Source organism: Solirubrobacter soli DSM 22325, assembly GCF_000423665.1.
GTDB classification, from domain to species: Bacteria; Actinomycetota; Thermoleophilia; order Solirubrobacterales; family Solirubrobacteraceae; genus Solirubrobacter; species Solirubrobacter soli.
On the sequence record NZ_KE384071.1, the window covers coordinates 54,647 to 76,592 of the forward strand.

Consider the following 21,946-nt stretch of genomic DNA (forward strand, 5'->3'; position numbering starts at 1 on the left):
GTGCTGTGCCCCAGCTGCCGGCGCCAGCTCGAGCGTGGAGCGAGCTACTGCGGCAGCTGTGGCACGCCTTTGAACGGCGCCGTGGCGCCGTTGGAGCTGGTGCTGGCGGACGCGACGCGGGTGCCGGTGGTGTCCGAGATGACGATCGGGAGGGCGCCGGGCGCGTCGCTGGTGATCGCCGATCCGTCGGTCTCGCGCGTGCACGCGCGGATCTCGGCTGACGCGCAGATCGAGGACGCGGGCTCCAGCCACGGGACGTACCTGGACGGCGTGCGGGTGACCGATCCGCTGCCGCTGCGCGACGGCGCGAAGATCCGGCTCGGCGACGCCGAGCTGCGGGTGGAGCGCCGCCGCGACGTCGCCGAGGCGGGCCGCACGATCGTCGTCTCCCAGGACGCCGCGCCGCATGTGCTGATGCCGGCGCCGCCGGCCTCGGGCACGCAGTTCGGGATGCGCCCCGCGCTGCGGGCCGGGTATGCGCTCAAGCGCCTGGACGCGTCGGAGGGGCGCAAGCGCTGGGTGCTGCGCGACCTCGAGTCGGGCACGTTCCTGCGGCTGTCGGACAACGACGCGAAGCTGTTCCAGCTGCTCGACGGCTCGCATTCGCTCGTCGACCTGGTGCAGCTCTCCGAGCAGACCTTCGGCGCGACCGGGCCCGCCCGGCTGGCGCGGCTGCTCACCGACCTCGGTGAGCGCGGCTTCCTCGAGGGCGTCGCGGGCGGCAAGCCGCTGATCGAGGCGCCGACGAGCCGCTGGCGCAAGCTGGTCAAGCCGCGCGAGAAGGTCTTCACCGGGGTCGGCCCGAAGATCGAGTCGATCTACCGCGGCGGCGGGTGGGTGCTCTTCACGCGCCCTGCGCTCTGGTTCATCGCGGGGCTGATCGTCACCGGGATCGTGACGTTCGTGGCGCTGATCCTCGGCCGCTACGGGACGCCGTTCGTGGTCGCGAAGAAGTTCGGCTGGGGCGGGCTCGTGTTCCTGCTCGGCCGCTTCGCGGTCGTGTCGGTGCACGAGCTCGCGCACGGCCTGACGATGGCGTCGTTCGGGCGCCGGATCCACCGCGCGGGCCTGAAGGTGATCGCGATCTTCCCGTACGCGTTCGTGGACACGTCGGAGGCGTGGTTCGAGCCGCGCCGGCGGCGGATCGCGGTCTCGGCGGCCGGCCCGGTGTCGGACTTCTCCGTCGGCGCGGTGTTCGCGATCTGCGCGCTGCTGCTGCCCGCGGGCATCGTGCGCGACATCTTCTTCAACCTCGCGTTCGCGGCCTACGTGGGCGGGTTCTTCAACCTCAACCCGTTCATCGAGCGCGACGGCTACCACATGCTCGTGGACTGGCTCAACGAGCCCGGCCTGCGGCGGCGCGCGAAGGAGCAGTTCGAGCGGCGCCTCGGCGGCAAGGGCGAGTCGACCGACTCGCCGGTGCTGCTGCGCTACTCCCTGTGGGGTGTCGGGTGGTCGATCCTGGCGGCGTGCTTCGCGATCGGCATGTCGCTGCGCTACGAGAAGGTGTTCCTGGCGATCACCGACAACAAGGCGGTCGTCTACGGCGTGATGGGGACGCTGTGGGTGGCGTTCTTCCTGCCGGTGTTCTTCGTGCTCGGCAAGCCGATCTGGAAACGGATCCGTGAGTGATGGCGGCGACCGAGTCTGATCTCGCGGCCAAGCTGCTCGAGCGGCTGCTGTCCGACCAGGCATTCCGCGCCCAGTTCCGGCGCGACCCCGCGGGCGCCTGCCGCGAGGCGGGGCTGGACTCGCTCGCCCAGGAGATGTCCGTGGGCGGCGGCAAGGCGATGATGACGCTCGACATCCGCGAGTCGAAGTCCTCGCTGGCGGGCGTGATGATGGCCGCCGCCATGGAGGGCGTCGGGATCTACCAGTTCACCGAGAACATCCTCCCGCACTTGGAGGAGATCCCCGGGCAGGTCGCGGACGTGCTCTCGCGGGTGGACATGCCCGCGATCCCGGACTTCCTCAAGAAGCCGGTCTCCGGCGGGGGCGCGATCGCGACGGCGGCCGAGCCGTCGGGCGGCGGCGACGCGCTCGGCGGTGCGGCCGACGCGGGTGTGCCCGCGGGCGGCGGGGGTGCGGCGGCGGCCGCGGCGGCGCCCCCGGTCGTGCCCGAGGCGCCCGCGGACGGCGGGGCGGCCAAGGAGGCGGCCGCGAAGGCGCTCGAGCAGGCGGGCGGAAACAAGGGCGCGGCGGCCGGCGCCGATGCGGCCGCGGACGGGAAGGGCGCGGCGGCGGGCGACAAGGGCGCGGACGCGGCGGCGGGCGGCAAGGATGCGGGCGCGGACAACAGCGCCGCCGAGGACGCGGCCAAGCAGATCGCCAAGGAGAACTCGCCCGAGACGGCTCAGCAGGCCAAGGAGGACGCCGCGGCGAACGCGCTCGACGAGCAGACGACCGGCGCCCCGGGCTCCTCCGATCTGCCGACGACGGACACGACGCTGCCCACCGACGCGCCGCCGGCGGACACGACCCTGCCGACCGACGCGCCGCCGGCGGGCGCGGCGACGCCGCCGGTCGACCCGGCCGCGAGCGCGCCACCCGCCACACCCGCTCCCCCCGAGACCCCCGCCCCGCCGGCCGACCCGGCCGCGGAGATCCCGTCCGGCAAGCCGGTCGAGGCCGACGCGCCGGTCCCGCCGCCCGAGGCCGGCGGCGAGGTGCCGCCACCCGAGGCGGCCGGCGGCGACGCCGTCGTCCCGCCGCCCGAGGCCGGTGGCAACGGCGCCGTGGCGGAGGCCGCGGCCGGCAAGGGGAAGGCCAAGTCCGGCGTCGCCCGGCTCGCCGACGCGCTGACCGGTCGGCGCGCCCGGCCCGCCCCGACCGCCGTGCAGCCCGCCGTCGCGGCATCGACCGGTGACGCGGCGAGCGTCCCGAAGGGCAGCTCGCTCCCGGTGCCCGCCGACACGACGCTTCCGACCGACGCGCCGGCCGCCGGCGTGGCACCCGCCGATACCACGCTCCCGACCGACGCGCCCGCCGCCGGCGCGGCACCCGCCGACACCACGCTGCCCACCGACGCGCCCGCGCCGGACGACACGACGTTGCCGACGTCCGCACCGGACCTCGCCGAGTCGGTCGTCTACAGCGCCGGCAAGCCGGAAGCCCTCGCGCTGCTCAAGAACAAGAACATCGTCCTCGACGCGGCCGGCAAGAAGGAGCTCAGGGCGTCCCACGTCGATCCCCGCGTCGTCGCCGTGCTGACGAAGCTCAGCGCCGACCACAAGATCACCGTCAACCGCTTCGCCGACGGCGTCGACATCTCGGCGATCGACGGCGAGCCCGTCAGCCCGGACAGCCCGATCGCCCGCGAGGTCGCCTCCGAGCTCTCGCAGCTCAACAAGGACTACCGGCCGGACGAGATCGGGTCCCCGTTCCAGATCCGCGGCCACGGCTACTTCACCGACGCCGAACACCAGACCTCGATCCACGTCGGCTTCCAGGACGACCTGCCCGAGGACTGGAAGCCGCCGTCCGACGTCGCCGTCAAGGAGACGGTGGCGCCGCCCGAAGCCGCCCCGCAGACGCCCGCCGTCGCGCCCGCGCCCGACGCGGCGCCCGTCGCCGCGCCGCCGGTGACGCCCGCGCCGGTCGCCCCGACGCCGGCGCCCGTCGCCGAGGCCGCCGCGGCCGACCCGCCGCCCAAGCGCAACCGCGAGTCCCAGCTCTTCCTGAAGGCCGTCTCGGCCACGGCAGCGGCGAAGGAGTCCAGCGAGGCGCGCAAGAACCCATCCCAGATCTTCCAGCAGGTCGTCGAGGCGCCGAAGCCCAAGACGCCCGTCGCCGTGGCCGCCGCGGTCGACCCGGCGGCGCTCGCGCAGGCCGTCGCCGCCCCCGGCGCCTACCCGGGCGACAGCGCGTCGCAGGAGCAGGTCGCGGCTTGGATGGCGTCCGAGGCGCAGCGCCGCGGCCTCCCGCCCGAGCTGCCGCTGATGGCCTCGCTCGTCGAGTCGGGGATGAAGAACCTGCACTACGGCGACGCCGACTCGGTGGGGTTCTTCCAGATGCGCGTCGGGATCTGGGACTCCGGGCCCTACAAGGGCTTCAGCGACCATCCGGAGCTGCAGCTCAAGTGGTTCCTGGACAACGCGGAGACGGTCAAGAAGGCGCGGATCGCCGCGGGCAAGCCGATCGACGACCCGAACCAGTTCGGCGACTGGATCGCCGACGTCGAACGCCCCGCCGAGCAGTACCGCGGCCGCTACCAGCTCAAGCTCTCCGAGGCGCAGGAGCTGATCAAGAACCGGCCCGCCGTCGCCGCGCCGGCGGCCGCCCCGGCCGCGGTCGAGGCCGCCGCCGCGGTCGCTCCCGCCGGCGGTGGCGGCAGCTCGCTCGGCGCCGCGGCACTGCAGATCGCCCACTCCCAGAAGGGCGTGCGCGAGATCGGCGGCGCGAACATGGGCCCGCAGGTCAACCAGTACCTCGCCGCGGCCAAGGTCGCTCCCGGGAACCCGTGGTGCGCGTCGTTCGTCACGTGGTCGCTGGAGAAGGCCGGCCACAAGATGCCGGGCCAGGGCTGGGCGGCCGTGCAGACGTGGGTGCGCAACGCCGAGGCGGGCCAGAACAACCTCAAGATCGTCAGCCCCGAGGACGCGCGGCCCGGGGACATCGTCGCCTATGACTGGGGCGGCCAGGACGACTTCGGCTCCGACGGCCACATCGGCTTCCTGGACAGCACCGTCCAGGGCGGGAAGTTCAAGGCGCTGGAGGGCAACAACGCCGACGCGGTCACGAGCACGGACCGCCAGATGGGCAGCGCGAACATCAAGTTCATCCGGATCGAGGGCAACGCGTCGCCGGGCGCCGCGGCGCAGGTCGCCCAGCCGTCGGGCAACGGCGTCGCGCAGGTGGCCGACCAGGCACCCGCGGGCGGCCGCGCCTCGGCCCCGATCGACCCGACGCAGTTCGGCGCCGAGGGCGGCGGCGGCCAGGCATCGGCCGAGGCGCTCGCGCTGCTGAACAACAAGAACGTCGTCTTCGACTCCGACGGCATCGCCGACATCAAGGCCGGCCGGATCGACCCGCGGGTCGTGGCAGTGCTGACCAAGCTCTCCGGCGAGCACAAGATCACGGTCACGTGCATGTGCTCGGACCACGACAAGTTCACCGCGGGCGGCTCGGTCTCCAACCACCACTTCGGCCGCGGGATGGACATCGGGGCGATCGACGGCGAGATCGTCGGGCCGGGCAGCCCGCTGGCGCGCGAGGTCGCGTCAGAGCTCTCGCAGCTGAACCCCGACTACCGCCCGAACGAGATCGGCTCGCCGTTCGCGATCGCCGGCCCCGGCTACTTCACCGACGCCGCCCACCAGAACCACATCCACGTCGGGTTCAAGCAGGAGATCAGCGCGGACTGGAAGCCGCCGGCGGACGTCGCGTCCGCCGCCCCCGCGCCGGTCGCCACCGCGGCCGCCGTCCAGCCCGGCACGCCCGCGCCTGCCGGAGCCGCCGCCGCTGCGGCCGCCGCCGAGCCGCCGCCCAAGCGCGACAAGGCGTCGCAGCTGTTCCTGAAGGCCGTCACCGCGAAGGCCGCCGAGTCGGACGCCAAGGAGCGGGCGAGCACGCCGTCGCAGCTCTTCCAGAAGGTCGATGCGCCGCCCAAGGCCGCGGCCGCCGCGGCACCCGCACCCGCGGTCGACCCGGCCGCCGCACAGCAGGCCGCGCCCGCCCAGCCCGCGGTGGGGCAGGCCGCCGCGGCCGCCGATCCCGCTGCCGCGGCGGCCGTCGCCGCCGCCGCGCCCGACGCCTACCCGGGCGACAACGCGCCGCAGGCGGAGATCGCGGCGTGGATGGCGGGCCAGGCGCAGAAGCGCGGGCTGCCGCCGCAGCTGCCGCTGATGGCCTCGCTCGTCGAGTCCGGCATGAAGAACCTCAACTTCGGCGACGCGGACTCGGTCGGGTTCTTCCAGATGCGCGTCGGCATCTGGAACCAGGGCGCTTACGCGGGGTTCCCGGACAAGCCGGAGCTGCAGGTCAAGTGGTTCCTCGACCAGGCCGAGGCGGTCAAGCGCCAGCGTCTGGTCGCGGGCAAGTCGGTCAGCGATCCGAACCAGTTCGGCGATTGGATCGCGGACGTCGAGCGCCCCGCCGCCCAGTACCGCGGCCGGTACCAGCTCAAGCTCGATGAGGCCAACAGCCTGCTCTCCCAGGCGCCGTCGCAGCCCGCCGCGGCGCCCCCCGCGGCATCGCTCCCCGTGGCTGACCCGGCCGCCGCTGCCGCTTCCGCCGCCGCGCTCGGCGACGCCAAGCTCCCGGCCGAGGTGCTCGCGCCGGTCGAGCAGGCGATCGCGGCCGGCGACGCGCCCGGGCCGAAGGCGCTCGCGGCGATCCAGGAGGCGTCGAAGTACATCGGCACCGATTACAAGTGGGGCGGGTCGACGCCGCAGACCGGGTTCGACTGCTCGGGCCTGATGCAGTGGGCCTACGCGCAGTCGGGCATCCAGATCCCGCGCGTCACCTACACGCAGATCGCGGCCGCCAACGGGGTCGAGATCGCCGACCGCGCCGCGCTCAAGCCCGGCGACCTCGTGTTCTTCGCCAACCAGGGCGACGTCCACCACGTCGGCATGTACCTCGGCGGCGACAAGTTCCTGCACGCGCCGCACACCGGTGACGTGGTCAAGGTCTCGAGCCTCGACGAGCCGTACTACGCGTCGCAGTTCGCGGGCGGGCGCCGGTTCGACCAGGCCGCCGGCGTCGCCGCCGTCCCCGCCTCGGCCCCCGCGGCGGCGCCGGTCGCCGCCGCCGCGGCAGCGGCACCCGCCGCACCCGCGATCGACCCCGCCGACGTCGCCAAGGCCCAAGCCGCGGTCGCGCGCGACGCCGCCGAGGTCCGCCGCAACGCCTCGCAGCTCTTCCAGGCCGTCAAGGCGGTCGAGGCCTCCAAGGAACGCGAGAAGAAGGTCTCGATGATGTTCCTGAAGGCGATCGACCCGTCGCAGGTCAAGCGGCCCGCCGCCGCTGCCGCCGCGGCGGCGCCGCCGCCCGCCGCGCCGCCGGTGACCCCGCCCGCGGAGCCCGCCGCCGCCTCACTCCCCGTCGAGCCGACCCCACCCGCCGCGCCGGTCGCTCCGACGCCGCCGTCGGAGGTGGCCGCGCCCGCTCAGCCCGACGCCGACGCCGCGACGCCCGCGGGCAAGCCGGCGCAGGCCGGCGCGCCCGTCTCGATCGACCTCGCCGACACGACCACCGACTACCCGGGCGACAACGCCGGCCAGGCCGCGCTCGCCAAGTGGCTGGGCAAGCAGGCCGAGAAGGCGGGCCTCCCGCCCGAGCTGCCCGTGATGGCCTCGCTCGTCGAGTCCGGCGTGCGCAACCTCAACTACGGCGACCGCGACTCGGTCGGCTTCTTCCAGATGCGCACCCAGATCTGGAACTCCGGCGCGTACGCCGGCTACCCGCAGAAGCCCGAGCTGCAGGCCAAGTGGTTCATCGACCAGGCGCTCGCGGTCAAGAAGCAGGCGATCGCCCGCGGCGACGTCAACTTCGGCAAGGACCCGAACGCGTTCGGCGAGTGGATCGCCGACGTCGAGCGCCCGGCCGAGCAGTACCGCGGCCGCTACCAGCTGCGGCTCGGCGAGGCCCGCAAGCTGCTGGGTTAAGCGGGGGGTTCCGGGGGCGGCAGCCCCCGGTGCAAATCGGTGCGGCCGCTCCGAGGGGCGGCCGCAGGCGAAGCGTGTGTTTCGTGCGGGCGGTCTAGCCCTCGCCGCCGCCGCTGACGCCGCCGCCGCTGCTGCCGCCGCTCGAGCCGCCGCTGCTGCCGCCGGACGAGCCGCCGCTGCTGCCGCCGGTCGAGCCGCCGGTCGAACCGCCGGTGCTGCCGCCGGTCGAACCGCCGGTGCTGCCGCCGGTCGAACCGCCGGTGACGCCGCTGCTGCCGCTCTGCGGGGTGACGTTGTTCTGGGGCGTGACGTTGTTCTGCGGCGCGGTGTTGTTCGAGGCCGCGGCCTTCTTCTTCGGGTCCTTCTTGAGCGTCGGCAGCTTCGTGAACTTCGCGGCGGCCGCGGAGCCGGCGGGCAGCGAGTAGCCGGCGTTGGTCATGCCCTCGAGCGCCGTCTTCATGTCGTCCTGGAAGCCGAGCGCGGCCTTGCCCTGGCGGGCGTATCCGGCGCGGTCCTTGCGCTTGCCCTCGCCGGCGGCCTTGCGGTACGCCGCGCCGGCGCCGCCCAGAGCGTCGACCATCTGCTTGCGCAGGACGGTGTCGGCCGGGCTGATCTTCAGCTTGCCCAGCGACTTGGCGGCGCCGCTGTACGCGCCCCACAGCTGGTTCGTGGCCGCGACCTGGGAGGTGCGCTTGCCGGCGTTGCTCAGATTGCGGGCCGCGGTCTTCTCCTTGGCCTCGAGGCGGCCGAGGATCGTCTGCACGTTCTTGGCGAACTTGGCGTCGGGGCCGACGCCGAAGACCGTGCCGTCCGTGATCTGCATCGAGGAGGCGATCGAGCCGCAGGTGTCGCCCTCGGCGAAGCACGCCATCGTCGCGACGCCCGCGCTGGTGGGCACGGAGTAGACCGACGCGGTCTTGTCGCCGACGGTCACGCCTTCGTGCAGCAGCGCCTGCTTGCCGTCGCCGATGTCGACGGTCTTGGCCTCGGGGATGTCGCCCTTGCGCAGATCGCCCGGCAGCAGCGTCGAGTTGTTCGCGGACTTGTCGGCGGTGCCGATGACGACCGTTCCGCCCTTCGGGCCGCCGATGGCGACCGGGCTCTCGATGCCGGGAACCGCGGGAGCCTCGCCGGTGCCCTGGGACCAGCCCGCGGGCACCTGCAGCGCGATGCCGCCGGCGGAGATCGGCACGGCCGCGCCGGGCGTGGGGGAGGCCTTCGCCTGCGGGGTGCTGGTCGGGGTCGCCGAGCCACCGCCGCCACCGCCGCCGAGCGCGACGACGCCGATGATGGCCACCGTGGCGACGCCACCGACGATCGCGGCGGGCACGATCCACTTCGGCCGGCCGCCGCCGCTGTCACCCGTGTCCTGCTTGGGCGGCTTCGGCGTCTTCTTGGGCGGCTCCGGCAGCGTCTGCGGCATCATCGTGTCGGCGACGAGCGGCGTGGACGGCTGCGGATCCGGGGTGAGCGGCGGCGCGCTGTACGGCGCGGGCGTGACCGGGGCGGGGGCGACGGCCTCGACCGGCGGCGGCGTCAGCGCCGGCTCCTCGGTCGGCGGGCGTGACGGCTCCGGCGCGATGTAGGTCTCGAAGGACTTGGCGGGCTCCTCGACGGGCGGCGGCGCGAGGCCGGCCGGCGGCGCGGAGAAGTTCTCGGCGGGCGTCGGCGTGACGACCTCAGGAGGCGTCGGCGTCGAGGGCGCGACGTTGCCGAGGCCGGGCGCGGTCTGGAAGCCGGTCGGCGCGGCGTCGACCACGGGCTCGGCGGCCGGCGGCTCAGGCGCGGCCTGCGGGGCGGCGGCGATCAGCGCGTCGGTGGGCGGCGGCGGAGCGGGCGTGCCGAAGGTGACGAAGCCGGTCTCGGCGATCGGCTCGGGGTCCGGCTGCGCGATCGGCGTGGACGGAACCGCCTGCGAGGGCATCGGCGTCGGCGGGCCGACGATGGGCTCGGGCAGCGGCGTCGCGGTCTCCGACGGCGGCGGCGTGTACATCGGCGGCGCAGCCGAAGGGCCGGTGTCGGACGCGGGCGCGCCCCAGGCGAAGGACTTGAACTCCTCGGACGCGGCGTCGCCGGTGGAGGTGCCCGGGAACGGGGCGGGCGTCAGCGGCTGGGCGCCGTTGGACTGGGCGGTCTCGCGCTCGATCAGGCGGGCCTCGCGGCGCCAGCGCGGGCCGAGCAGCCCGAGCACGATCTCCTCGAACTCGTCCCACGCGTCGTTCGCGTTCTGCGTGCGCGAGCCCGGCTCCTTGACCAGCAGCTTCTCGATCCAGTCCGAGATGCGCTGATCGACCTCGGGGCGGATCGACTTGACCGGCGCGATCGGCTCGTTGACGTGGCGCAGCAGGATCGCCATCGGCGCGTCGGAGTCGTGGAACGGGACGTTGCCCGTGAACATCTCGAAGGCCATGCAGCCGACCGAGTACAGGTCGGTCCAAGGGCCGATCTCCTGCGCCATCGCCTGCTCGGGCGCCATGTAGGTCGGCGTGCCCACGGTCGTGCCGGTCGCCGTCAGGAACGCGCCCGTCTGCATCTTCGTGGTCGCCTTGGCGATGCCGAAGTCGGCGATCTTCACGCGCCCGTCCGAGGTGACCATCAGGTTCTCGGGCTTGAGGTCGCGGTGCACGATGCCCTGCGCCTCGGCGTTGGTCAGGCCGGCGAGCAGGCCTTCCAGGACGCCGCCGATCTGCGCCAGCGTCATCCGCCCCACATACGGTCGCAGCGAGCCGCGCTCGACGTACTCCATCGCGATGTACGGCGTGCCGTCGTGCTCGAAGTAGTCGTGCACGGTCACGATGTTCGGGTGGCTCAGCGAGCCGGCGACCCGCGACTCGCGCAGGAACCGCTGGGCGAACGAGGGGTCCGAGGCGTGGAACGCGCCGAGCTCCTTGAGGGCGACGAACCGGTCGAGGTCCGTCTGACGCGCCAGGTACACCATCGCCATACCGCCGCGACCCACCTCCCGGAGGATCTCGTAACGGCCGACTGTTTTCATAATGGCGTCAGGCATCCCTGCGTTCCCGTTGTTGCTGACCTCGGAGGCTCCGCGTAGTATCGCCACGCAACCTCAAAGCGGCAACCACTCTTAAGGGTGAAGCTCTTCGTCCTCGACACCCACACGATCTACCGCCGGGGACTGGTGGCTTGTCTTGACCTGCTCGAGGAGGTCGAATCGGTCGCCGACGCCGAGCGTGTGCGCGACGCGTGGGAGCATCCGGCGCTGTTCGATGCGGACCTCGTGCTGGTCGATCCGTCGCTGCCGGGCGGCGCGGACTTCGTCACCGGCGTCCGCGAGACGATCGGCTCGCGGGTGATCGTGTGCGCCTCAGAGGCCGGCAAGGACGCTGCGCTTTCCGCTCTGCAAGCGGGCGCGGTCGGCTACTTACGCAAGGACGAGCTGACCCCGGAAACGCTGTCGTCGGCGGTGCGCGCGGCAGCCGACGGGACGAGCGTCGTGGCCCCCGACATGCTCGAGCACCTGCTGGCCAAGCTGCCCGAGTCCGCCGAGGCCAAGCCCACACCCGCGCGGCTCACCGATCGCGAGCAGCAGGTGCTGGCGCTGATCGCGGCGGGCCATCCCACCCGCGAGGTGGCGTTGGAGCTCTCATACTCTGAACGCACCGTGAAGAACGTTCTGCACGATGTCGTCACGAAGCTCAACGCGCGCAGCCGCTCGCAAGCAGTGGCTTTCGCAGTACGCGAAGGTCTCATCTAGATTGTCGTTGTGCTGACGCAGTGGCTGGACGGGCGGCGCATGGTCATCTGCGCCGGCTCGGGCGGCGTCGGCAAGACGACCACCGCTGCCGCGGTCGCGCTCGGGCTCGCCGAGCAGGGCAAGAAGGTCGCCGTGGTGACGATCGACCCCGCGCGGCGGCTCGCCGACGCCCTCGGGTTGCAGGAGCTCGACAACGAGCCGCGTCGCGTCGAGGCCGACGTCGCGGGCGAGCTGTGGGCGATGATGCTCGACGCCAAGCGCACGTTCGACGAGCTGATCGAGGCGCTGGCGCCGGACGAGCGCACCCGCGACGAGGTCTTCGCCAACCGGATCTACCAGCAGCTGTCCAGCGCGGTCGCCGGCTCGCAGGAGTTCACCGCGATCGCCAAGCTCTACGAGCTCGACCGCTCCGGCGAGTTCGACGTGCTCGTCCTGGACACGCCGCCGTCGCGCAACGCGCTCGACTTCCTCGACGCCCCCGGCCGCCTGACCCGCTTCTTCCAGGGCCGCGCGATCCGCGTCTTCCTGCGCCCCGCCGGACTGAGCGGGCGCATCATCGGGCGCGGCGGCAGCGTCGTGTTCAGCATCCTCCAGCGGGTCACGGGCGTCGACCTGCTGCGCGACCTCTCGGTCTTCTTCCGCTCGCTCGGCGGGATGATCGACGGCTTCACCGAGCGCGCCCGCCGCGTCGGCGCGCTGCTCTCGGACCCCGCGACCACGTTCCTGATCGTCACCGCCCCGCGCCACGACCCGGTGGAGGAGGCGATCTACTTCCACCGCAAGCTGCGCGAGGCCGACATGCCGTTCGGCGGCCTCGTGGTCAACCGCGTGCATCAGCCGCCCGACGACGCGTTGCCGGACGCGGTCGCGTCGGGCCTCGGGCCGGCGCTGGCCGAGCGGGTCACGCTCGCGACGAGCGAGCTGGCCGCGCTCGCCGCCCGCGACGCCGCGAACGTCGCCCGCCTGCGCGACGCGCTCGCCGACCCGCCGACGATCCTCGTCCCCGAGCTCGACGACGACGTCCACGACCTGGACGGCCTTGCGCAGATCCGCGAACACCTCTTCTGAGGCGCTCGTCCGCATGGTCCGGCTGCCGCCTGAGCGGCGCGGCTCCGGCTGGCCGTGGACGATCCCCGCGCTCGCCGGCTTCGAGGAGCTGCCGCTGAACCCGGCGGTGACGTTCCTGGTGGGCGAGAACGGCTCGGGCAAGTCGACGCTGGTCGAGGGGATCGCGGTCGCCGCCGGGTTCGCGCCCGAGGGCGGCAGCCTCGGCTTCGGGGCGCGCACCCGGGACGAGACGCCGCCGCTGGGCGACGCGCTCGTGCTCGTCCGCGGCGCCCGCCGTCCGCGCACCGGGTTCTTCCTGCGCGCCGAGAGCTTCTTCAACGTCGCCACCCGGATCGACGAGCTCGACGAGGACCCGCCTCCGCGCGGGCAGGACCGGCTGATCGACGCCTACGGCGGCGTCTCGCTGCACGAGCGCTCGCATGGCGAGAGCTTCCTCGCGCTCGCCATGCACCGCTTCGGCCCGAACGGCCTCTACGTGCTCGACGAGCCCGAGGCCGCGCTCTCCCCGCAGGGACTGCTGACGCTGCTGCGGCGCATGCACGAGCTGGTCGTCGAGGGCTCGCAGTTCATGATCGCCACCCACTCGCCGGTCCTGCTCGCCTACCCGGGCGCGCTGATCTACGAGCTGGGCGAGGACGGGCCGGCGCCCACGGCCTACGAGGACACCGACCACTTCCAGCTGACGCGCGCCTTCCTGGACGCGCCGGACCGCTTTCTACGCCGGCTCTTCGACGACGCGTAGGTCGTCGGCGATCCGGCGCAGCGCCGGGTCCAGGTGACCGCAGAGCACGTCGCGCAGGACCGCCCGCAGGCAACCGCCGAGCTCGGACACGAGTGCCTCGACGCCCTCGCCAGGGCGAACGAAGCCGGCGACCGCGGCGCGCTCGAGCGAGATCGCCTCGCGCACCCGCGCCTCGAGGCGGGCGCGGTCGGGCGCCTCGGCGCAGATCGCGGCCATCCGCTCGGCGACGCCGTCGTAGCCCGTCCGGTCGACGTCGGCGAACAGCGCCTTGGCCGCCAGCAGCCAGTCGGTGAGCGCCTCGACGTCGTTGCCGCGCTCGCAGCCGAGCTCGAACCGGCGTAGCGCCCACGCGAGCTCGCCCGAGCGGGGCATGCGGCGGGAGACGAGGCCGCAGAACGCGCGCAGCGGGTCCTCCTCGTCGGCGTGGAGCAGGCAGTCCCCCGCAGGGCGGCGCAGGCCGGTGGCGAGCGGGATCGCCATCCACGTGCTGCCGTCGGTGCGGGCCCAGGCGGTCGGACCGAGCGCGGGCTCGGCGTCATCCCACAGCCGCAGGGCGGTCTGGAGCTTGCGCAACCGGCGGCCGGCCGCCTCGAGCGCGCGGCCCTCCCCGCGTGAGCTCTCCAGGGCCAGCACCGCGACGGTGGCGTGCGGGTCGTCGGACAGGCCGTCGGGCGCGTCGGCCAGCGTCGTCCCCCGCACGAGCGCGAGGCCCTCGCCGAGCGGGACCTCGTCCGTCTCGATCACGAGGCCCTCGACCTGCGCCAGCACGACCGAGAGCTCGCAGCCGCTGTAGACGACCTCCTCGAGCTCCGCGAACGCGGCGCGGAAGCGGTCGGCGTCGAAGACGAACTCGGTCTGGTCCCCCCAAACGGCGCCGAGGAAGGCCTGCAGCGCACAATCCGGCAGCGCGCGGGCGTCGCCGGCGGGGACGCGGCGGCCGCGGTGGCGCAGGTATCCGGGCAGGTCGGGCAGCTGGGCGAGCCCACGGGCCGCGGCTGGGTAGGAGGGCAGCCGGGAGAGCATGCCGATCCGCTGCGCGATGAAGCGGCCGGTCAGCGGCTTGTAGCAGTACAGCGGCGCCGATCGGGTCGGCGTCGCGTCGAGCTCGAACGGGATCTCGGCGCCCCCGGACACCTCCTCAGCCAGCTGCCAGGCGGCTTCCTCGACGAAGGCCGCGAGTGAGTCATGCAGCGCCCGGTTGTGCATGGCGGCGCGATTCCACGCGCAGGGGCGGGCTCCTGCCCGCTGCAACGTTTCCGTCCGAAGACTGTGCTACGCGGCGACGACTTCGGGCGCTTCGGCGCAGGAACCCTGCGCGCCGAGCCACTCGGAGCCGTAGGTGCGCATCGAGTCGATGATCGGCACCAGCGCGCGGCCCTTGTCCGTCAGCGCGTACTCGACCCGCGGCGGGACCTCGGGGAAGGTCGTGCGGTGCAGGATCCCCTCCTCCTCGAGCGAGCGCAGGCGCAGCGAGAGCGTGCGCGGGGAGATCCCCCCGAGCGAGCGCTCGAGCTCACAGAACCGCGACCGCCCTTCGGCCAGGTCGCGGACGATCAACAGCGTCCACTTGCCGCAGACGATCTCAGCGGTGCGACAGACTGGGCAATCGGGATCCGGCATCGATTACCCAGTCTAGCCGCAAAGCTTCATTTCATGAAGCGAGCTGGCCCGCGCGCCGGCCGAAATGCGGCGCCAGGGTCTGGCCCCTTAGATGTCGGTCGGTCCCGCCGCGCGACTTCGTCCCGCGGACCTAAAGGGGCCTGACCCCTTTAACCGTTGAGCAGGCTTCCGAGGCCGCCGCCCGAGGAGTTCTGGGCGACCGGGACGATCCGGCCCTCGGACGGCTGGACGAGCACCCAGCCCTGGCCCTGGAAGGACATCTGGACCGACTCGCCCGAGCCGCGGCCGACCAGGTTCTTCATCTTGAAGTCGGTCTTGATGCCGGTCGAGACGCCCGAGGACCAGGTGATCGCGGCCTGCGCGTCGGCGAACGTCGGCGCCGAGGCGACGTTGAGCAGGACGGGCGGGCCGTCGGAGAGGATCGCCACCCAGCCGGTGCCCTGGAGGGCCATGTTGAACAGGCCGCCGCCCATCATCGAGGAGGCGCCCTCGACGCGGCGGATGTCCCAGTCGATCCCGGTGTCGAACGCGAGCAGGTTCGGCCCGTTGACCGTGATCATGTCGTTCTCGAGGTAGATCAGGTGGATGTCCTGCGCCTGGTCGGCCAGGAACACTTCGCCCCGCCCCGTGACCTTCATCAGCTGCGTGCCCTCGCCGGTCACGGCCTTCTTGAGCATGCGGCCGAGGCCACCCGAGCCTGCATGCTCGAAGGTCACGTCGCCCTGGTAGGCGACCATCGACCCCAGCTTGGACTGGATGGTCACCTGGTCGAGGCGGACCTTGAGGAGCTTCGAGTTCTGAAGCGCGAAGGCGTCCTGCGATTGCGTCTCGTTGAACTGCCCGAGGGTGGTCTGCATGAGCGCAAGCCTCGCGACCAATCCGGTGACCGTCAAGGTGAGTTACCCCGCGTAATGCAGCTGGGGCAGCCGTCAACGCAGCGGGACGGAAAACTTCTCATCCGGGACTCACCCTGCTTAGAGTCGCTGGGCATGTCCACTGCAGCCCGAGCGCTCCTGGCGGCCACCGCCGCGGTGGCGCTGATCGGGGCGCCCGCCGCCCAGGCGTCGCCCAACAACAACACGGTCGCCAAGCTCACCAAGGCCGTGACCGCCGAGGGGGTCCTCGACCACCTCGAGGCGCTGCAAGCCATCGCCGACGCCAACGGCGGCAACCGCGCCGCCGGACGCCCGGGCTTCAAGGCGTCGGTCGACTACGTGGTCGGCCAGTTGCGCGGCGCGGGGTACACCCCGCAGGTCCAGGAGTTCACCTTCGACTACTTCGAGGAGAACTCCCAGCTGATCCGCAGGAGCCCCTTGCCGCGGACCTTCGCCGAGGGCACGGACTTCCTGCGCAACGCTTTCGACAGCGGCACGCCCGAGGGCACCGCGACGGGGGCGCTGCGGCCGGTCGACCTCGTCATCAACCCGGCAGGCCCGCCCAATTCGAGCTCGAGCGGCTGCGAGGCCGCCGACTTCGCCGGCTTCCCGGCCGGCGCCGTGGCGCTCGTCCAGCGCGGGACCTGCGGCTTCGCGGTCAAGGTCCTCAACGCCCAGGCCGCGGGCGCGAGCGCGGTCATCGTGATGAACGAGGGCCAGCCGGGCCGCACCGGCCTCGTGAGCATGATCGGCGACGCCACCGGCCTGCACATCCCCGCGGTCTTCACGACCTTCGACGCGGGCGTGAACCTCGCCGAGGTCCCGGGCTCGACCGTGACCGTGACCGTCGACTTCACCGCCGACCAGCGCACCGCCTACAACGTCCTGGCGGAGACCGCCAACGGCAACGACGCCAACGTCGTGATGGCGGGCGCCCACCTCGACTCGGTCCAGGACGGCCCGGGCATCAACGACAACGGCTCCGGCAGCGCCGCGCTGCTGGAGACCGCGATCCAGATGGCCAAGGTCAAGCCGGCCAACACCGTGCGCTTCGCGTGGTGGGGCGCGGAGGAGTCGGGCCTGCTCGGGTCAGAGCACTACGTGGGCGAGCTGACCGAGGCGCAGGCCGACGACATCGGGCTCTACCTCAACTTCGACATGGTCGCGTCGCCGAACTACACGTTCGGGATCTATGACGGCGACAACTCGGGCGGCACCGCGGCGCCCGGGTTCATCCCGCCCGGCTCGGCCGAGATCGAGGACGTCTTCGAGCGCTTCTACGCGTCCCGCGGCGAGCCGTTCGTCGACAGCGAGTTCTCCGGGCGCTCGGACTACGGGCCGTTCATCGCGGTCGGGATCCCGGCCGGCGGCCTGTTCACCGGCGCCGAGGTGCCCAAGACGGTGGCCGAGGCCGCGATCTTCGGCGGCACCGCCGGCATCGCGCTGGACCCCTGTTACCACGCGGCGTGCGACGACATCGACAACATCAACGTCCACGCGCTGGACGTCAACGCCGACGCGATCGCCACGGCCGTGCTGACGTTCGCCTACGACACGTCAGCGGTCAACGCCGTCGCCGGCAAGCCCGGCAAGAGCAACGGGCTTTACAAGCTCAGCGCGAAGCGCTGACCCGTCTGTCGCCCTCCGGCGTGGCTAGAACGCCACGCCGGGCGGCGGCGCCGAAGGCGCGGGCGGCGCGGCCGAGGGCGCGACCGTCGCCTGGACCTGCGGCTCGGGCTCGGTGACCGTGGAGAGGTCGGCGACCGGGCCGCTGGCGGCGACCATCAGCTTGAAGTCGTGCGGCGAGGTGGCGGCGCGCATCGCCTCTTCGTAGGTGATGCGGCCGGCATGCAGGTGCTTGAGCAGGTGCTGGTCGAACGTCTGCATGCCGTAGTAGCCGCCCTCGGCGACGACCTCCGGCAGCTGCCCGGTCAGCTTCGGGTCGAGGATCATGTCGTGCACGCGGCCGGTCATGATCATGATCTCGCAGCACGCGACGCGGCCGTGCCCGTCGGCGGTCTTGACGAGGCGCTGGGAGACGATGCCCTTCAGCGTGCCGGCGATCATGGCGCGCGCCTGCTGCTGCTGGTGGGGCGGGAAGAAGTCGATGATGCGGTTGACGGTCTCGGGGGCATCGACCGTGTGCAGCGTGGAGAGCACGAGGTGGCCGGTCTCGGCCGCGGACAGCGCGGTGTGCACCGTCTCCTCGTCGCGCATCTCGCCGACCAGGATCACGTCCGGGTCCTGACGCAGGACGCGCCGCAGCGCGCGCTTGAAGGACGCCGTGTCCTGGCCGACCTCGCGCTGGTTGATGATCGAGTTGCGGTCGCGGTGCAGGAACTCGATCGGGTCCTCGATCGTGACGATGTGCTTCTGCATCGTCCGGTTCATGTGGTCGATCATCGCCGCGAGCGTCGTCGACTTGCCGGAGCCCGTGGTGCCGGTGAGCAGGATGATCCCGCGCTCCTGGGTGGCGAGCTTGGTGACGGCCTCGGGCAGCCCGAGCTCGTCGACGGACTTGATCGTGACCGGGATGGCGCGCATGACGATCGAGATCGAGCCGCGCTGCAGGAACGCGTTGACGCGGAAGCGGCCGAGGCCCTCGACGGAGTAGGAGAAGTCGACCTCGTTCTCGGCCTGGAACTCGGCGACCTTCTCCGGATCGACCAGCATCTGCTGCAGGGCGTTGCGCGTGTCCTCGGGGAACAGGCGCTCGGTGCCGGCGATGGGCTCCAGGTGGCCATGCAGACGGATCAGCGGATAGGACGGAACCTTCAGGTGCAGGTCGGAGCCCTCCGCGGCAATGAGATAGCGCAGGGCGTGATCGAGATCGAAAGCCATACGCCCTCATCATCGGCGCCCCCGGTACGCCTCTTGAGCCGCCCTGGGGTCTTCACCCCATACCGTCAGAGCTCCGACGGGCGGACCCGGCGGGCGTTGACGGCGGTCATCGCGCCGCGCGCCTCGAGCGCCTCGCGCAGCGTCTCGGCGGCGGCGGCCACGCGCTCCGCGCCCAGCGCGGCGACCAACTCGGCGTTGAGCTCGGCCCGGATGGCGCGGCCGGCCTCGAGGACCGCGCGGCCGCGCTCGGTCAGCGCCACCCGCCGCACGCGCCCGTCCGCCGGGTCCGACCAGCGCTCGACGTAGCCGAGCCCTTCGAGCTCGCGCACGGTCTTCGAGACGGCCTGCGACGTGACGCCCAGGTTCTCGGCGATCTCGCCCACGGCCCGCGGGCCCTCGACCAGCTGCTGGATCAGGAACCCGTGGGCGTACCGGACCCGCGGATGCTCGACCGCCAGCCGCTCGAGGACCTCGCCATTGAGCACCTCGCCCAGCAGCTGCGTCCAGAGCACGAAGTCCTTGTCATGTAACCCTGATTGTGTAACCATGGTTTCATGATACTCCATGACTTCTTCGACGCCGTCGCCCGCTTCGACGACGACGCCATGGCGCGCCTGATGCACCCCGAGGCGCAGATCTCGGAGATGCCCAACGCGATCAACCGCGAGGGCACGGAGCGAGACGTCGAGCAGGCGCGCGCGGCGTTTGCCCGCGGCCGCGGCCTGCTCGCGTCACAGACCTACGACGTGCACCAGATCGTCGAGGCCGGCGACACGATCGCGGCCCGCGCGACCTGGCACGGGAAGATCGCGGCGACGGGTCAGGAACTGACGGCGCACATCGCCACGTTCACGCAGGTGCGTGACGGAAGGATCTTCCGCCACGCGACCTACGACTGCTACGAACCGATCGGAGAGCCGACTTAAGGTCGGATGATCGGGGTGGGGCGGAGGGGATGTCCGCCCTTATTTCGTTTACGCCACGTCGCGGAGCTTCTGGGCTTCCGCGAGCGACTGCAGCTTCTTGAGCGACTGGTTCTCGATCTGGCGGATGCGCTCGCGCGTCACGTTGAACGTGCGCCCGACCTCGTCGAGCGTGCGCGGGTGCTCCCCGCCGAGCCCGTACCGCAGCTCGAGGACGCGGCGCTCGCGGTACGAGAGGTTCTCCAGCGCCTCGCGCAGCGCTTCCTTGGTGAGGATCTCGGCGGCCCGCTCGTAGGGGGACTCGGCGCGCTCGTCAGCGATGAACTGACCGAACTCCGACTCCTCCTCGTCGCCGACCGGCTTCTCGAGCGAGACCGGCGCCTGCGCGGAGCGCTTGATCGAGTCCACTTCCTCGGGGTCGATGCCGGTGACTTCGGCGATCTCCTCGGGGGTGGGCTCGCGGCCGAGCTCCGTGACGAGCTTGCGCTCGGCGCGACCGATCTTGTTGAGCTTCTCGACGACGTGGACCGGGATGCGGATCGTCCGGGCCTTGTCGGCGAGGGCACGCGCGATGGCCTGGCGGATCCACCACGTCGCGTATGTCGAGAACTTGAAGCCCTTGCGGTAGTCGAACTTCTCCGCCGCGCGAACGAGACCGAGCGTCCCCTCCTGGATCAGGTCCAGGAACGGCAAACCTTGGTTGCGGTAGTTCTTCGCGATGGAGACGACGAGCCGCAGGTTGGACTCGACCATCTTCTGCTTGGCGTCAAGGTCGCCACGCTCGATCCGGCGAGCGAGGTCCACCTCTTCCTGCGCTGTGAGCAGGCGCACCTTGCCGATGTCCTTCAGGAACAGCTGAAGGGAATCGGTCGTCATGTCCGGCTTGAGGTCGATCGTGGTCTTCGCCTTGCGCCGACCTCGCTTGTCCGGCGCACGATCTTCCTGCCCGGCGGCCAGCGCCGGGTCGATCTCCTCGACCAACTCGATCTCGGAGCGCTCGAAGAACGCGTGCAGCTCTTCGAGATCCGCCTCGTCGATGTCCTGTTCGGACAGCGCCGTCGTGATCTCGGCAAACGTGAGGACGCCGACCTGCTGACCCTTGAGGATCAGCCCTTTGACTTCTTCGAGTTCTTGCAGATCCACAACAGACATGGATGTCCCGTTCTAGCGAGGCTCTGTGAGAGCCGGCCTTTCTGGATATGTGTTGCCTGGCGGTCCTGCGGTAGGGCGATGTGACCACCCTCCCCCACGGCCGTCGAGGCTGAGTCTAGGCGCAACGAATCGCGACTTCCAGCACCAGTTTTCGGCGGGTCCGGAATCCGGCGGCCCACTTGGCCCGCGCGTACACTCCAGCATGCATGGCGGAGAACCCTCCGAAGCGGAAAACGAATGCCAAGCGCCCGCCCGACGGCGTGCTCGGCAAGCTTCCGGCGAGTCGCCCCGAACGCATCGGCAAGCCGCGCCACGCGGCCTCCGCGAACGGCACACGTCCGAAGCGCAAACCGGCCGCCGTCACGCCCGGGTGCCCGCCGCTGAAGGTGTCACGGGCGACTGACGCGCCGCCGCCGCGACCGATCGGCCCTCCGAAGGGGACGGAGTTGGTCGCCACGTCGATCCGCGCCGTCGGCGAACTCGCCCAGGTGGGCCTCGTCGTCGGGGGAAAGGTCCTCAAGCGGACGATCGATCGGATACCTCGGCCTTAGCGTCCAGGTAGCCGAGCATCCGATTTGTCAGGGCGGTCAGGCCCGGCGCCGGGCTCTCGACCGCGAGCGGGCGGTCGGCGAGCATCGCCAACAGCCGCTCCGACCACTCCGGCGTGCTGCGCGCCGCGATCGCCGCGCCGACCTGCGCCGCACGGCGCACGACCGTCGGGTCCATCGTCCAGACCGCCTCGAAGACCCGAGCGCCATTGTCGGGGAGCGGCGTCTCCCACCCGACCAGGCACGCGGCGTAGCCTGGCGCGTCGACCACCACCGCCCACTCGTGGCCGAGTGGCTCGAGGTGGCCGATCGGGATCTCGGCGGGACGGTTCTCGTCGTCGGCGCGCAGCTCGTCGAAGCCCGCGAAGACGCCAACCGCGTCGGCGATGTGCGCCAGCCGCCGGTAGCGGTGCTCGACCGCCCGATAGTTGGCCTCCGACTGGAAGGCACCGATCACGATCGGCCCCGCGGCGCGCGCCAGCGCCTCCTCCTCGATCGCGCGCGAGAGCGCGATCAGCGTCGGCCGGTGCAGCTTCTGCGGGCGTACCGGCGCGTCACCGGAGGCGAGCGCGGCGAAGATCGACGGGCGGTCGGTCGCGCCCTCCAAAGACCTGGCGCGCTCGAGGGCTGCCGGAACGGAGAGCCCGCGGTTGCGGTAGGCGACGACGCGCCGCAGCGCGACCACGTCCTGCTCGGTGTAGACCCGATAGCCCGCCGCGGTGCGGGAAGGCTCAGGAAAGCCGTACCGCTGCTCCCACATGCGGATCGTCCCGGCGGCCACACCGGTCTGCTCGGCCAGATCCTTGATCGCGAGCTTCTTCATGCCAACCGGAGAACGTACGGGGCCGCGCCCAA

The 21,946-nt window shown here is 72.1% G+C and carries 15 protein-coding genes; 7 read left to right on the forward strand and 8 right to left on the reverse strand.

Annotation, left to right across the window (positions count from 1 at the left end; translation table 11 throughout):
* Both G569_RS59745 and G569_RS59750 read left to right on the forward strand, forming a co-directional pair.
* Positions 1-1,632 (forward strand): FHA domain-containing protein, encoded by a 1,632-nt coding sequence (locus G569_RS59745; protein WP_157592551.1) that lies wholly within the window; start codon positions 1-3, stop codon positions 1,630-1,632.
* Entirely contained in the window at positions 1,632-7,607 is a 5,976-nt protein-coding gene (locus tag G569_RS59750; protein ID WP_028067016.1) for an NlpC/P60 family protein, read from the forward strand. The genes G569_RS59745 and G569_RS59750 overlap by 1 nt, the downstream gene beginning before the upstream one ends.
* 94 nt (positions 7,608-7,701) lie before the next feature.
* On the opposite strand, the gene G569_RS59755 is transcribed toward G569_RS59750, so the two are convergent.
* Complete coding sequence (locus G569_RS59755; protein ID WP_084286107.1) at positions 7,702-10,617, reverse strand: serine/threonine protein kinase; 2,916 nt, start codon at positions 10,615-10,617, stop codon at positions 7,702-7,704.
* Between the two features lie 81 nt (positions 10,618-10,698).
* Between G569_RS59755 and G569_RS0136120 the strand changes: the two genes are divergently transcribed.
* From G569_RS0136120 to G569_RS0136130, 3 genes are read left to right on the forward strand one after another with little or no spacing between them, the layout of a single operon-like run.
* Complete coding sequence (locus G569_RS0136120) at positions 10,699-11,322, forward strand: LuxR C-terminal-related transcriptional regulator (protein ID WP_028067017.1); 624 nt, start codon at positions 10,699-10,701, stop codon at positions 11,320-11,322.
* A 9-nt stretch (positions 11,323-11,331) separates the two neighbouring features.
* Positions 11,332-12,390 carry an ArsA family ATPase gene (locus G569_RS0136125; protein ID WP_053227513.1) on the forward strand — a complete coding sequence of 353 codons (1,059 nt, stop codon included), beginning with the start codon at positions 11,332-11,334 and terminating at the stop codon, positions 12,388-12,390.
* Between the two features lie 13 nt (positions 12,391-12,403).
* Positions 12,404-13,132 carry an AAA family ATPase gene (locus G569_RS0136130; RefSeq protein ID WP_028067019.1) on the forward strand — a complete coding sequence of 243 codons (729 nt, stop codon included), beginning with the start codon at positions 12,404-12,406 and terminating at the stop codon, positions 13,130-13,132.
* Here G569_RS0136130 and G569_RS0136135 read toward each other — a convergent pair.
* From G569_RS0136135 to G569_RS0136145, 3 genes are all read right to left on the reverse strand, one after another.
* Positions 13,106-14,338 carry a hypothetical protein gene (locus G569_RS0136135; protein WP_028067020.1) on the reverse strand — a complete coding sequence of 411 codons (1,233 nt, stop codon included), beginning with the start codon at positions 14,336-14,338 and terminating at the stop codon, positions 13,106-13,108. The two genes, G569_RS0136130 and G569_RS0136135, sit on opposite strands and share 27 nt — an antisense overlap.
* Before the next feature lie 66 nt (positions 14,339-14,404).
* Positions 14,405-14,752, reverse strand: a complete 348-nt coding sequence (locus tag G569_RS0136140; protein WP_028067021.1) for a winged helix-turn-helix transcriptional regulator — start codon at positions 14,750-14,752, stop codon at positions 14,405-14,407.
* Between the two features lie 149 nt (positions 14,753-14,901).
* Complete coding sequence (locus tag G569_RS0136145) at positions 14,902-15,609, reverse strand: AIM24 family protein (protein WP_028067022.1); 708 nt, start codon at positions 15,607-15,609, stop codon at positions 14,902-14,904.
* 132 nt (positions 15,610-15,741) lie between these two features.
* Here G569_RS0136145 and G569_RS54530 point away from each other — a divergent pair, with 132 nt between their 5' ends.
* Positions 15,742-17,256 carry a M28 family metallopeptidase gene (locus tag G569_RS54530; RefSeq protein WP_169542322.1) on the forward strand — a complete coding sequence of 505 codons (1,515 nt, stop codon included), beginning with the start codon at positions 15,742-15,744 and terminating at the stop codon, positions 17,254-17,256.
* Positions 17,257-17,280: 24 nt separating this feature from the next.
* Here the strand turns inward: G569_RS54530 and G569_RS54535 are convergent, their stop codons facing one another.
* Both G569_RS54535 and G569_RS0136160 read right to left on the reverse strand, forming a co-directional pair.
* A complete protein-coding gene (locus G569_RS54535; RefSeq protein WP_064750536.1) occupies positions 17,281-18,468 on the reverse strand; it encodes a type IV pilus twitching motility protein PilT in 1,188 nt (395 codons plus the stop codon).
* Positions 18,469-18,533: 65 nt separating this feature from the next.
* Positions 18,534-19,016 carry a MarR family winged helix-turn-helix transcriptional regulator gene (locus G569_RS0136160; protein WP_169542323.1) on the reverse strand — a complete coding sequence of 161 codons (483 nt, stop codon included), beginning with the start codon at positions 19,014-19,016 and terminating at the stop codon, positions 18,534-18,536.
* 6 nt (positions 19,017-19,022) lie between these two features.
* On the opposite strand from G569_RS0136160, the gene G569_RS59760 reads away from it, so the two are divergent.
* Positions 19,023-19,394 (forward strand): nuclear transport factor 2 family protein, encoded by a 372-nt coding sequence (locus G569_RS59760; RefSeq protein WP_053227515.1) that lies wholly within the window; start codon positions 19,023-19,025, stop codon positions 19,392-19,394.
* Between the two features lie 48 nt (positions 19,395-19,442).
* On the opposite strand, the gene G569_RS0136170 is transcribed toward G569_RS59760, so the two are convergent.
* A complete protein-coding gene (locus tag G569_RS0136170; RefSeq protein WP_064750537.1) occupies positions 19,443-20,543 on the reverse strand; it encodes a sigma-70 family RNA polymerase sigma factor in 1,101 nt (366 codons plus the stop codon).
* A 516-nt stretch (positions 20,544-21,059) separates the two neighbouring features.
* Complete coding sequence (locus G569_RS0136180) at positions 21,060-21,914, reverse strand: DICT sensory domain-containing protein (RefSeq protein ID WP_028067026.1); 855 nt, start codon at positions 21,912-21,914, stop codon at positions 21,060-21,062.
* Positions 21,915-21,946 lie beyond the last annotated feature (32 nt).